The following is a 13,354-nucleotide window of genomic DNA, read 5'->3' as shown; positions in this document are numbered from 1 at the left end:
TACGACGACGGCAGTCTCCCATTAAATATTAATGAAGCATACCAGGGGGAATCCTAATTTATAATTAGGGTGGGGTGGTGAATGCTGTAATACGCAACATAATAAGCTGTTTATTTACTTATTTTATACAATCCGGGTAGAGAGCTAAGATGTATTTACTTTTAGAAGAAGGATTTAATGAATTATTAATATTGACATTAACGATGAAGTGGGACGCGGGCTTGTATATAAACAGGCCCGCGTGGGGAGAGTAGTCCACAATATTCAAACTTCGCGTATTTATGGATGTCGTTGTCAATATAGTTCGTCTTTACCCCTGAGTGGAGATCTGCGCGCGGTGCTGCTCGGCCTGTACCTCATGAGCAAATGAATGGCCGTTGTTTACCGATTGGTGAACAACCATCGCTTTTTCATGTTCATTCATTTGTGAAAATGATTGCGCATTGGTTGATGTTGACGATGAATTATTTGCCTGCGCGGCGTGTGCTTGTGCCATTTGTTGATGTGCAGGAGCGTCGCTGTTATTCATCATTTCATGAGCCATTGCGGCCTGCTGATGCATTTTGGGTGTTTCTGCCGCATTAACGCCCGCTGAAATAAAAAACGCGATAGCTAAAAAAGAGGACATCTTATTCATCATATTTCTCCTGTTTGGGTTTACGGAAGAAAGTATAATTAATAGGGGCTGTCAGTGGCGTGACAGGATTATGACGGTTGTGTCAGACAACAGGTGATGACGGGTATAAGCGTCATCACCATAAATTAAATCGCGTGCTTGGGCAGCGTCAGAATAAAGCGAGTGGCATGAGGGTCGGAAGTCACCGAGACTTTTCCTTGATGGGCAGTCACAATTGATTTCACAATCGCCAGACCAATGCCGCTGCCTTCGCCCTTACGCTGTCGTGAAGGGTCCACTCGATAAAAGCGGTCAAAGAGTCGCGGAAGATGTTGCGGGGGAATGGGGTTTCCGGGATTCTCAACGACTATCTGCACCTGGCCATCCGCCTCTTTCACCCGCACGGTTACCGACTCGCCTTTTGGCGTATAGCGCATGGCATTTGACAGCAGATTACTCATTGCCCGGCGTAACATTAATGGGTCGCCTGAAACCCAGCATGCGCGTCCTTCAAACCGTAAACCAACCTCACGCTCTTCAGCCCAGGCTTCGAAAAAGTCGAATACTTTACCGACCTCATCAGCCAGATTGAGCGCTTTTTTTTCTGGGATCAGCTGATTGTTATCCGCCTGCGCCAGAAACAGCATATCACTCACCATCTTCGACATACGGCCAAACTCTTCGAGATTGGAATACAGCACATCTTCCAGCTCTTTTTGGCTGCGGGTCTGGCTGAGCGCAATCTCCGTTTGAGTGACAAGGTTAGTTATTGGCGTGCGGATCTCATGGGCAATATCCGCTGAGAAGTTCGACTGCCGTTTAAATACGTCCTCGATGCGTTCGATCATGTGATTAAACGAACTCACCAGCTGTTCCAGTTCAATAGGAACAGCTTGCGGATCGAGGCGTACATCGAGATCTTTCGAGGTGATATTTTGGATGCGACGACTGACGTTACGAATTGGTTCATGACCTTTGTATACAGCGAACAACACGATAAAAACAATCATCATGCTAATCAGCGATGCTGTCATAATCAGCTTGTTTTTCAGATCGTTAATATAGTGCAGATGAAAGTCGATCGATAATGCCAGATACAGCGTATACGCTGGTTTTCCATCGGCAAGCTGTCCTACCGGCAGGCGAATCATTCGCCAGTTAGACGATGTTTTCTGTCCGTGGATATGTTTGGAGGTTTGCAGTGTGGGGCCTGAGATAATAAAAACATCGCTGGCATGAGCATTTTTATCCGGCCTTGCACTGGCGATAAACTGCCGGAGATCCGGCGCATTGGGCGAATGGAAAATGGCCTTCTGGTTGCTATCTTCCAGAGAAATAATGACGTTCGAATAACCCGCCACCACATTTTTTAGCGTTTCCAGGCGGCGTGATTCTGGCTCGTTGGGTTGGTTAATAATCCTCTCCAGCGTGGCGCTAATCTCTTGTAAGTCGTTGATGTCCTGCTCGGCGAAGTGGACTTTCACGGAGTGGATCATTATCCATGCAAAGGCGAAAAATGAAGCAATTGTCGCCAGGCTGATAAAAAAGGTCAGTCGTGTCGCCAGTGAAAAAGGGCGCCGCCATCGTTTACTGGTCATCAGGAACCTCAAGCATATATCCCACACCGCGCACGGTCTGAATCAGTTTCGGCTCAAAATCGTTATCAATTTTGGCGCGCAGACGCTTAACGGCGACGTCGATGGCATTAGTATCGCTGTCAAAATTCATATCCCAGACCTGGGAGGCGATCAGCGAGCGGGGTAAAACTTCCCCCTGATGGCGCAGGAAAAACTCAAGCAGCGTAAACTCTTTGCTGGTCAGGGTGATGCGCGTACCGCTGCGGGTGACTTTCCTGCTGACCAGATCGACCATTAAATCTGCGACCTGAAACTGGCTTTCAACAATCACCGCAGCGCCCCGGCGCAGCAGCGTTCTGACCCGTGCCAGCAGTTCGGCGAAGGCAAACGGTTTAACCAGGTAATCATCAGCACCCAATTCCAGACCTTTAACCCGATGTTCAATGGTACCCAGTGCGGTGAGGAGAAGAATGGGCATTCCTTTGTTGGCGGAACGCAGCATCCGCACGATATCCCAACCGTTTACATCCGGCAGCATGATGTCGAGTATGAGCAGGTCGTAATCGCCGGTCATCGCCAGGTGATACCCGTTCAGGCCGTTATCCGCTAAATCCACAACAAAACCCGCTTCCGTCAGGCCTTTCGTCAGGTATTCACCGGTTTTTTTCTCATCTTCGACTATCAAAACCTTCATCGCATTCTCCTTCTCGCACTGGTTGTGCGGACTTTCAATTCTAGGGAAGCGGGATCGGATAGCAATCTGTTATTGGGAAAATGACAGTTTTGTCATTTTCCTGTCACCGGTTAAACAGAGTCACTTCGTTAAAGTACAAGACTATAAATTCCTACTTATTTTAGGGACATCAGTCCGGTCAGGACGAGAAGAACTATGAGCAAATTTAAGCTTCTTACTCTCAGCGCTATATTCGTGCTCGCTGGTTGTTCATTGGCGCCGGACTATCAGCGCCCGGCCTTGCCGGTGCCACAGCAATTTTCTTTAAGCCAGAATTCCCTGGTGTCGGCTCCTGGTGAATACCAGGACACGGGGTGGCGAACCTTTTTTGTTGACGACCAGGTGAAGGCGTTGATTGGTGAGGCGCTGATCAATAACCGCGATTTACGCATGGCGACGCTGAAGGTTCAGGAAGCGCGAGCGCAGTATGGCGTCACGGACGCTGACCGTTATCCGCAAATCACGGCAGGCTCCAGCGGTACCTACAGCGGTAAATTAAAAGGTGATAGCAGCACCGATCGTGAATTCGAGGCCGGGCTGAATCTCAGTTTCGACCTGGATTTCTTTGGGCGGCTTAAAAATATGAGTGAAGCCGAACGGCAGAACTTCTTCGCCAGCGAAGAGGCGCGTCGGGCGGTACATATCTTATTAATTTCCAACGTGTCACAAAGTTATTTCAACCAGCGTCTGGCTTACGCGCAGTTGCAAGTTGCCGAAGAAACGCTGCAAAACTATCAGCGCTCTTACGCTTTTGTAGAGAAGCAACTGATAACCGGTAGCACCAACGTACTGGCGTTGGAACAAGCGCGCGGCGTGATTGAAAGTACGCGTAGCGAAATTGCCAAGCGTAAAGGTGAGTTGGCACAGGCCAATAACGCGCTGCAACTGTTGCTGGGTACATACGGGAAATTACCCGATGACCAGGCGCGCAGCCGTGGGGATATTAAACCGGTAACGCTGCCGCCATCGCTTTCGTCGCAAATACTGTTGCAGCGCCCGGATATTATGGAAGCTGAGCACGGATTATTGGCGGCAAATGCCAATATCGGTGCTGCGCGGGCGGCATTTTTTCCGTCGATAACGTTGACCAGTTCCGTGTCCAGTAGCAGTAGCGATCTTTCCAATTTATTTAATGCCTCCAGCGGCATGTGGAATTTTGTCCCCAAAATAGATATTCCAATCTTCAACGCCGGACGTAATCAGTCCAATCTCGACCTGGCAGAAATTCGCCAGCAACAGTCAGTAGTGAATTACGAACAAAAAATTCAGAACGCGTTTAAAGAAGTGGCGGATGCACTGGTGTTACGCCAAAGTATTGCCGATCAAATTAGTGGGCAGCAGCGTTATCTGGATTCATTGCAAATCACACTACAGCGCGCCAGAGCACTTTATCAGAATGGCGCAGTTAGCTATATCGAAGTATTAGACGCAGAACGTTCTTTATTCGCTACGCGGCAATCGCTGCTCGATCTTAATTACGCCCAACAGGTTAATGAAATTAAACTGTTTGCTGCCTTAGGCGGCGGTTGGGTGGAGTAATCCTTAATATTAACTTTTCAGGAGCATGATGTATGAATACTACCGCCAAAGCCGTACTGTTTAGCCTTTTCTCTGTGGTTATGTTTAACGCCCAGGCCAATGAAAATCAGCATGGCGAGATGATGAATATGCAGCCAGCGGCTCAACAGGAACAACTCATTAGCGCTACCGGGGTGATTGAAGCTGTTGATATGGAGAGTAAAAAAATCACGATCAAACATGACCCTATTCCAGCGGTGAACTGGCCGGCCATGACGATGCGCTTTACGCTGGTTGCTGATACGAAGGCTGATGATATTAAGCCAGGCGATAAGGTCGCGTTTACGTTTGTTCAGCAGGGAAATCTCTCTGTGTTACGCGATATTCACATCAGTAAATAACGTTCTCGCTGGTCTCTTTTATTCTTGCCCGGGTTTTTGCGAACGCGGGCGAGACTATCGCGCAATGGAAATCACTATGGCGTCTTTAAATATTAAAAATACCGCGCTTATTCTCGGTAGCATGATTGCCGGCGGGATTATTTCTGTCGGTGTTTATACTTATTATTCATCGGCAAAAATATCGTCTGTAGCCGGGCCAGTTCAGCAAAAAGAAGCCAGAAAAGTGTTGTTCTGGTATGACCCCATGTATCCGAACACGCGCTTTGATAAACCGGGTAAATCGCCGTTTATGGATATGGATCTGATCCCGAAATATGCCGATGAAGAGACCGCGAACGCGTCATCGCCTGGCGTGCGCATCGATCCTACACAGACCCAGAACCTGGGGCTGAAAACAGAGCCAGTGCGTCGTGGACCACTGCACTACGCGCAAACGTTCCCGGCCAACGTTAGTTATAACGAATACCAGTTTGTTATTGTCCAGGCACGCTCTGCGGGCTTTATCGAGAAGGTTTACCCGCTGACCGTGGGGGACAAAATTAAGAAGGGTTCGCCGCTGATCGACCTGACTATTCCTGATTGGGTTGAGGCGCAGAGCGAATATTTATTGCTGCGGGAAACGGGTGGTAGCGCGACGCAGGTGGAAGGGATTCTGGAGAGATTACGTCTGGCTGGAATGCCTGAAGCAGATATCCAGCGCTTAAAATCGACGCGTAAAATTCAGACTCGCTTTACCCTGAAAGCGCCTATCGATGGGGTGATCACCGCATTCGATTTGCGTACCGGTATGAACATTTCCAAAGACAATGTGGTCGCGAAAATTCAGGGTATGGACCCGGTATGGGTTAGCGCGTCGGTCCCGGAATCTATCGCCTGGCTGATTAAAGATGCCTCGCAATTTACCATCACCGTGCCCGCCTGGCCGGATAAGCCTTTCACCATCAGCAAGTGGAGCATCTTACCAAGCGTTGATGCTACCACGCGTACGCTCCAGCTCCGTTTACAGGTCGATAACCCCGACGAGGCGCTCAAGCCCGGGATGAATGCTTACCTGCAACTGAAAACACAAAGCGAGCCAATGCTGCTGATCCCGTCTAAAGCACTGATTGATACGGGTACCGAGCAGCGGGTCATCACCGTTGATAACGAAGGCCGATTTGTGCCGAAACAGGTTGCGGTATTCCATGAATCCCAGGGGCTGACGGCTATCCGCTCCGGCCTGACCGAAGGCGAAAAAGTGGTGTCCAGTGGCCTGTTCCTGATTGATTCCGAAGCGAATATCTCTGGCGCACTGGACCGTATGCGCGCCCAGAACAGTAAGGCGCAAGACGCAGCCGCCATGCCAGCCCAGGCGACCCATTCACACTGAGGACATGATAAATGATTGAATGGATTATCCGTCGTTCGGTGGCAAACCGTTTTCTGGTGATGATGGGGGCGCTGTTTCTTAGCGTCTGGGGAACCTGGACCATCATCAATACGCCGGTTGATGCGCTGCCCGATCTCTCTGATGTTCAGGTGATCGTCAAAACCAGTTATCCGGGGCAGGCGCCGCAACTTGTTGAAAATCAGGTGACCTACCCGCTGACCACCACCATGCTGTCGGTACCGGGTGCGAAAACCGTGCGCGGTTTCTCGCAGTTTGGTGATTCCTACGTGTACGTCATTTTCGAAGATGGTACCGATCCTTACTGGGCGCGCTCGCGCGTACTGGAGTATCTCAACCAGGTTCAGGGAAAATTACCGGCTGGCGTTAGCGCGGAAATGGGACCGGACGCCACGGGCGTCGGCTGGATATTTGAGTACGCGCTGGTGGATCGCAGTGGGAAACATGATCTGGCGGAATTACGCTCTCTTCAGGACTGGTTTTTAAAGTATGAGTTAAAAACGATTCCTAACGTGGCGGAGGTCGCTTCGGTAGGCGGCGTGGTTAAACAGTATCAGGTCGTTATCGATCCGATGAAGCTGACGCAATATGGCATCAGCCTGGCGGACGTGAAATCGGCGCTGGATACGTCGAATCAGGAAGCGGGCGGCTCATCTGTTGAGATGGCTGAAGCGGAATATATGGTCCGCGCCAGTGGATATCTGCAAACGCTTGATGATTTCAATAACATCGTCCTGAAAACAGGGGCCGACGGTGTACCTGTTTACCTGCGCGATGTGGCGCGCGTACAGATTGGACCGGAAATGCGCCGTGGGATCGCCGAACTGAATGGCGAAGGCGAAGTCGCGGGCGGGGTGGTTATCCTGCGTTCCGGTAAAAATGCGCGTGAGGTGATCTCTGCCGTTAAAGCCAAACTCGACACGCTGAAAAGCAGCCTGCCGGAAGGCGTAGAGGTAGTTACAACATACGATCGCAGTCAGCTCATCGATCGCGCCATTGATAACCTCAGCTACAAGCTGCTGGAAGAGTTTATCGTCGTGGCGCTGGTGTGCGCACTGTTCCTGTGGCATCTGCGTTCGGCGCTGGTGGCGATTATTTCCCTGCCGCTGGGGCTGTGTATCGCGTTTATCGTGATGCATTTCCAGGGTTTGAACGCCAACATCATGTCGCTAGGGGGAATTGCCATTGCCGTCGGGGCGATGGTTGATGCCGCAATCGTGATGATTGAAAACGCCCATAAGCGGCTGGAAGAGTGGGGGCATCAGCATCCGAATGAAAAGCTCGATAACGCAACGCGCTGGAAGGTTATTACTGACGCCTCGGTAGAAGTCGGCCCGGCATTGTTCATCAGCCTGTTGATCATCACGTTGTCGTTTATCCCCATTTTCACGCTTGAGGGGCAAGAAGGGCGACTGTTTGGCCCGCTGGCGTTCACCAAAACGTATGCCATGGCAGGGGCGGCATTTCTGGCGATTGTGGTTATTCCGATCCTGATGGGATTCTGGATCCGTGGAAAAATACCGGCCGAAAGTAGCAACCCGCTTAACCGTTTTCTGATCCGTATTTACCATCCGTTGTTGCTGAAGGTGTTGCATTGGCCCAAGACCACCATTCTGGTGGCGGTGCTTTCAATATTGACGGTTGTCTACCCGCTGAATAAAGTCGGTGGTGAATTCCTGCCGCAGATTAACGAAGGCGATCTGCTGTATATGCCTTCGACATTGCCGGGGATCTCAGCGGCGCAGGCAGCGGATATGCTGCAGAAAACCGACAAGCTGATCATGACCGTTCCGGAAGTGGCGCGCGTGTTTGGTAAAACCGGTAAGGCAGAAACCGCAACAGACTCCGCGCCGCTGGAAATGGTTGAAACGACGATCCAACTGAAGCCGCAGGACCAGTGGCGTCCGGGGATGACGATGGACAAAATCATCGCCGAGCTGGACAAAACCGTACGCTTGCCGGGGCTGGCGAATCTGTGGGTTCCGCCGATTCGTAACCGTATCGACATGCTCTCTACGGGGATCAAAAGCCCAATTGGCATTAAGGTGTCGGGTAATGTTCTGGCAGATATCGACGCCACGGCGGAGCAAATTGAAGAGGTGGCCAGAACCGTGCCGGGTGTCTCTTCGGCGCTGGCCGAGCGTCTGGTGGGCGGACGCTATCTCAACGTAGATATTAATCGTGAAAAAGCGGCCCGGTACGGCATGACCGTAGGTGCTGTGCAGCTGTTTGTCACTTCAGCAGTAGGAGGGGCAATGGTGGGCGAAACGGTGGAAGGGATTGCACGCTATCCTATCAACCTGCGCTATGCGCAGAGCTATCGTGATAGCCCGGAAGCATTGCGTAATCTGCCGATTCTGACGCCCATGAAACAGCAAATTACGCTGGCGGATGTCGCCGATGTGACGGTGGTTTCGGGGCCTTCGATGCTGAAAACCGAAGATGCGCGACCAACCAGTTGGATTTACATCGACGCCCGAGATCGTGACATGGTCTCAGTGGTGAACGATCTGAAAAAGGCTATTGCTGAAAAGGTCCAGTTAAAGCCGGGGACCAGTGTGGCGTTTTCAGGGCAATTCGAGCTGCTTGAGCGCGCCAGCCATAAGCTCAAGTTGATGGTGCCAATGACGCTGATGATTATCTTCGTCTTGCTTTATCTGGCCTTCCGTCGCTTTGGCGAAGCGCTGCTGATTATCACCAGTGTGCCTTTTGCGCTGGTGGGCGGTATCTGGTTCCTTTACTGGATGGGGTTCCATATGTCGGTTGCAACCGGAACCGGATTTATCGCCCTGGCAGGTGTTGCTGCGGAGTTTGGCGTGGTGATGCTGATGTACTTGCGCCACGCTATTGAAGCCGAACCCGCGCTGGAAAATCCGCAAACCTTTACGGCGGACAAGCTGGATGAAGCGTTATATCACGGTGCTGTGCTGCGCGTGCGGCCAAAAGCGATGACTGTGGCGGTGATTATCGCGGGTCTGTTACCTATCTTGTGGGGGACGGGAGCAGGCTCAGAAGTCATGAGCCGCATAGCCGCGCCGATGATTGGCGGCATGATCACCGCACCATTGCTGTCGCTATTCATTATTCCGGCTGCGTATAAGCTGATGTGGCTGCACAGACACCGCGGTCAAAAATAATACTCTAAAGCGCGCGCCTGCATTCGGATTTGTTGCCGAAGCAGGCGCCGCGTTATACCTCCAGTGCCTTCACGCGTTTGCGGTACTCACCCGGCGTGCAGCCAAATTCCCGTAAAAAGACTTTATGGAATGACGATTCGCTGGCGTAGCCTACCGACTCGGCCACCACAACCAATGGCTGCGACCCGCGAGACAGCATCTGGGCAGCGAATTGCAGGCGTAAAGTGGTTAATACTGCGAGCGGCGTGGAGTTTGAGACTTCACGAAATAGCTGCGCGAAGCTGGCCCGCGACATATGTGCACGTTTCGCCAATTCTTCGACGGTCCAGGCAAACGCCGGTGACTCCAGCATCATGAAGACGACAGCCCCTAGTTTGGGATGAAGCAGTAGATTCAACACGTTTTGAACGGGGGTCGCCCTGGTTAACCATTCGCGAACGGCTAAGGCGAACAGTGTGGCGCATTGTTGACTGCAGACTACACTGGAACCTGGCAGAGTACTCATGGATTCCTGTTGCATCAACGCAATCATGGCCTTGAGCCAATGGCTGACAGGGCTATTTTCATCAGGTGCCAGAACCAATACTTCCGGTAACGCAGTTAAAAAATAGCGTGAGGAAGCGTGCAATCGAAGGCTGCCACAAACAATGTGTGTTTGTTCATCGCCAGACTGGCAGAGCCGATGTGCGGAGTTTTGCGGCAGGATCACGATAGTACCGGGCCGCAGAGTAAAAGATGTCCCATCGGGCATGTCCAGTTGGGCTGCCCCTTGTGTGACCGTATGCCAGCGGATAATGGACAATTCACCTGCTGCGTGAGGCAGTTGCCAGTCCCTGCTCAGTAGGCAGTTTTGGTCAATTGAGCCTTGTGGGTCGTTAAGCATCAGTAATCGGCTAAGGGCATCCATGGAGACTCCTGAACATTTTTTTGTTGTCGTTTATTGAAACGATATTATCTCTTTATTTCATTATTATATTAATACCTTCAAAGTGTTAGTGTAATAATTCATTCTCGAAATGTTAGTCATCTTTAAGGCTAATTTAGACGATCTGACAGTTATCTGCGAGTTGTGGATACATTGTTTCGGCAGAGTTAGAGCTATATTTCAGTTCATCAAACGAACAGTGACTTGGCGGAGAGACAGCATGAATCAGTATCAGGCGATTATTATTGGATTTGGCAAAGCGGGTAAAACGCTGGCGGCAACACTGGCCAAAACGGGTTGGCGGGTAGCGATTATTGAACAGTCAAACACCATGTATGGCGGGACATGCATCAACATCGGCTGTATCCCAACCAAAACCCTGGTACATGATGCTGAGCTTCAGCATGACTTTGCCGAAGCAATGCAACGCAAGGCCTCTGTTGTCAGTTTTCTGCGCGATAAAAATTTCCATAATCTTGCCGATCTGGAAAACGTGGATGTGATTGAAGGTCGTGCTGAATTCGTTGATAACCATACTGTGCGAGTCGTGCAGTCAACAGGCGAGATTGAGCTGAGCGGCGAGAAAATCTTTATTAATACTGGCGCCCAGTCAACGATTCCAAACGTTGAGGGATTAACCACGACACCTGGCGTATTTGACAGCACCGGGCTGTTGAATTTGACGCAACGTCCAGAGCGTCTGGGCATTTTGGGCGGTGGGTATATCGGCGTTGAATTCGCATCGATGTTTGCCAACTTTGGTAGCAAAGTCACTATTTATGAAGCAGCTCCGCAGTTTTTGCCTCGTGAAGACCGGGATATTGCTGACGCTATCGCCAACATTTTACGCGACAAAGGCGTCGAGCTGATCCTCAATGCCAACGTGCAGTCGGTCTCCTCGCATGATGGTGCAGTACAGCTGCACATGCCGGAGGGTGCCCAGACGGTGGATGCGCTGTTGGTAGCATCAGGTCGCAAACCGGCGACAGAAAACCTGCAATTGCAGAAAGCGGGTGTGGATGTAAACGATCGTGGTGCCATTGTTGTGAATAAATATTTGCGTACATCGGCAGATAACATTTGGGCAATGGGCGATGTCACTGGTGGATTACAATTTACCTATATCTCACTGGATGACTTCCGTATTGTGCGTGACAACCTGCTAGGCGAGGGGTTACGTAACACGGGCGATCGCCAAAACGTACCGTATTCCGTCTTTATGACGCCGCCGCTTTCCCGCGTCGGAATGACTGAAGAACAGGCTCGCGCCAGCGGTGCGGCGGTGCAAGTCGTGACGTTGCCGGTAGCGGCTATCCCGCGTGCACGTGTGATGAATGATACGCGTGGTGTTCTTAAAGCGGTGGTGGATAGCGAAACGAAACAAATATTAGGCGTGTCGCTGCTGTGCGTGGATTCTCATGAAATGATTAATATCATCAAGACGGTTATGGATGCGGGGTTACCTTATACCACATTGCGTGACCAGATATTTACCCATCCAAGTATGAGCGAATCATTAAACGATCTCTTTTCTCTCATAAAATGATAATAGCGTAGTCTGCATATTTGCCCCACCCGTGTGGGGCTTTTTTTTATTTGTTTTTTATATTCCTGATACTAATTGACAGTTATTCTGGCGTTACGGATGAAATAAAATAAGGTGGCATGTTTTATTATATTCCCACTGAAATAACTCGTTAATGGAAATAGAAATGAACATGTTTAAAACTACGTTACTAATGACTGCGTTACTGACTGCTCCGGTGACATTTTCCGCGTTAGCGCAAACCGAGGTTGCCCACGTTAGCGTATCAGCCGTGTCTGGATCTCCTTCCGTGGTGGAAGATGCCATTGCGAAACTGGCGCAGGAAAAGAATGCTACTTCCTGGAAAATTACCTCAATGCGCATTGATAGCAGTACTCACGCAACGGCAATTTTGTACAAGTAAGGAGAGCCGGGATGGAAAAGTATCTTCGTATATTGGGCAAAGGCGATAGAGTTGGATTAACCTTGATTCGCCTGAGTATCGCGATTGTTTTTATCTGGATTGGTTTATTAAAATTTGTACCTTACGAAGCCGACAGCATTACGCCGTTTGTCGCCAATAGTCCGGTAATGTCATTTTTTTATGAGCATCCAGAAGAATACAAACAACATTTAACCCACGAAGGTGAATTCAAACCGCAGGCTCGTGAATGGCAGACAGCGAATAACACGTATACGTTCTCAAATGGCCTGGGCGTAGTCGAAGTTCTTATCGCTTTGCTGGTGCTGGCTAATCCTGTTAGCCGTTGGTTGGGATTAATTGGCGGCGTTCTGGCATTTGCCACACCAATTGTTACCTTATCATTTTTAATAACCACACCAGAAGCATGGGTAATGCCTCTGGGTGATTTACACCACGGATTTCCGTACTTGTCAGGCGCCGGGCGGTTGGTGTTAAAAGATACGTTAATGTTGGCGGGAGCAGTGATGATTATCGCAGATTCATCCCGATCAATAATTAAGCAGCGGTATTGAATTTTTAACGTTGTGCCCTCTGTAAGATAGCAAGCCACTATAGTTCGATTCGGTACTTACCGGGCCAGCAGGATGCTGGCTTTTTTTCTGACTTAAGGTAAATTTATTAAGCTATATAAATTGCAATTATTCAATTTAGAAGCATAACGAGTCAGGGCTATATTTTTAGTTAATGATAGAGTGCAGTAAACATCTTCTCTTATCCCCCGCGATAGCACGCCAACCCGCATGTTGCTTAGCCCCTCCATCATGATAGCTTTATTTTTTTTCTGTACAATTCTTGCTATTTGTTATCTCAAAACCTCATTTTAAAAATTTTGTTATTCGCTTTTGTTATAGCCAGTACGCAAGTTCGCGTGGTTTTAGGCCTGGCTTGAGCTAGAATTAATCCTGATTAAATGTTTTTACGTATCAATAACTGACTAAAGATAGTTAAAAACTTAATTTTTAACCAACTGTTTGACATGGAATCCACTATGGTAATTAAGCACCAGGGGTGGATGCTGATCTCGCGTTTTGTGAGTAACCAAAGGCGGGAC

Annotated in this window: 11 protein-coding genes; 7 read left to right on the top strand and 4 right to left on the bottom strand. The window is 49.8% G+C overall.

From position 1 onward, the window contains the following. Window positions 1–310 precede the first annotated feature (310 nt). The 3 genes from OGX83_RS11485 to cusR form a co-directional block, all read right to left on the bottom strand. Entirely contained in the window at window positions 311–637 is a 327-nt protein-coding gene (locus OGX83_RS11485; protein ID WP_020996562.1) for a PcoE/SilE family metal-binding protein, read from the bottom strand. 125 nt (window positions 638–762) lie between these two features. After that, on the bottom strand, window positions 763–2,214 hold the full coding sequence (locus OGX83_RS11480; protein WP_003831136.1) for a Cu(+)/Ag(+) sensor histidine kinase: 1,452 nt from the start codon (window positions 2,212–2,214) through the stop codon (window positions 763–765). Beyond that, entirely contained in the window at window positions 2,204–2,887 is a 684-nt protein-coding gene (gene cusR / locus OGX83_RS11475; RefSeq protein WP_003831137.1) for a copper response regulator transcription factor CusR, read from the bottom strand. The genes OGX83_RS11480 and cusR overlap by 11 nt, the downstream gene beginning before the upstream one ends. Before the next feature lie 195 nt (window positions 2,888–3,082). Here cusR and OGX83_RS11470 point away from each other — a divergent pair, with 195 nt between their 5' ends. The 4 genes from OGX83_RS11470 (at window position 3,083) to OGX83_RS11455 (ending at window position 9,369) form a co-directional block, all read left to right on the top strand. Then, complete coding sequence (locus OGX83_RS11470) at window positions 3,083–4,465, top strand: efflux transporter outer membrane subunit (protein ID WP_008784022.1); 1,383 nt, start codon at window positions 3,083–3,085, stop codon at window positions 4,463–4,465. A gap of 32 nt (window positions 4,466–4,497) precedes the next feature. Next, window positions 4,498–4,845, top strand: a complete 348-nt coding sequence (cusF, locus tag OGX83_RS11465; protein ID WP_008784023.1) for a cation efflux system protein CusF — start codon at window positions 4,498–4,500, stop codon at window positions 4,843–4,845. 76 nt (window positions 4,846–4,921) lie between these two features. Beyond that, the gene (locus OGX83_RS11460; protein WP_008784024.1) at window positions 4,922–6,214 is read left to right on the top strand and encodes an efflux RND transporter periplasmic adaptor subunit; all 1,293 of its coding nucleotides are present in this window, start codon (window positions 4,922–4,924) and stop codon (window positions 6,212–6,214) included. 11 nt (window positions 6,215–6,225) lie between these two features. Beyond that, a complete protein-coding gene (locus OGX83_RS11455) occupies window positions 6,226–9,369 on the top strand; it encodes a CusA/CzcA family heavy metal efflux RND transporter (RefSeq protein WP_137377129.1) in 3,144 nt (1,047 codons plus the stop codon). Between the two features lie 52 nt (window positions 9,370–9,421). Here OGX83_RS11455 and rclR read toward each other — a convergent pair whose 3' ends face one another. Further along, window positions 9,422–10,276: a reactive chlorine-specific transcriptional regulator RclR gene (gene rclR, locus OGX83_RS11450; RefSeq protein WP_252430753.1), complete on the bottom strand. Its 855-nt coding sequence runs from the start codon at window positions 10,274–10,276 to the stop codon at window positions 9,422–9,424. Window positions 10,277–10,514: 238 nt separating this feature from the next. Between rclR and rclA the strand changes: the two genes are divergently transcribed. The 3 genes from rclA to rclC all read left to right on the top strand — a co-directional run bounded on the left by rclA (window position 10,515) and on the right by rclC (window position 12,815). Then, a complete protein-coding gene (gene rclA / locus OGX83_RS11445) occupies window positions 10,515–11,840 on the top strand; it encodes a reactive chlorine resistance oxidoreductase RclA (RefSeq protein WP_137377131.1) in 1,326 nt (441 codons plus the stop codon). Window positions 11,841–12,012: 172 nt separating this feature from the next. Next, window positions 12,013–12,243: a reactive chlorine resistance periplasmic protein RclB gene (gene rclB, locus OGX83_RS11440; RefSeq protein ID WP_032944326.1), complete on the top strand. Its 231-nt coding sequence runs from the start codon at window positions 12,013–12,015 to the stop codon at window positions 12,241–12,243. A gap of 11 nt (window positions 12,244–12,254) precedes the next feature. Next, complete coding sequence (gene rclC, locus OGX83_RS11435; protein WP_008784029.1) at window positions 12,255–12,815, top strand: reactive chlorine resistance membrane protein RclC; 561 nt, start codon at window positions 12,255–12,257, stop codon at window positions 12,813–12,815. Window positions 12,816–13,354 lie beyond the last annotated feature (539 nt).

Source organism: Citrobacter sp. Cpo074, from assembly GCF_030332745.1.
In the GTDB taxonomy this organism is placed as follows: domain Bacteria; phylum Pseudomonadota; class Gammaproteobacteria; order Enterobacterales; family Enterobacteriaceae; genus Citrobacter; species Citrobacter portucalensis.
The sequence above is the reverse complement of the archived record's forward strand: the minus strand, read 5'-3'. Positions and strand labels throughout refer to the sequence as shown.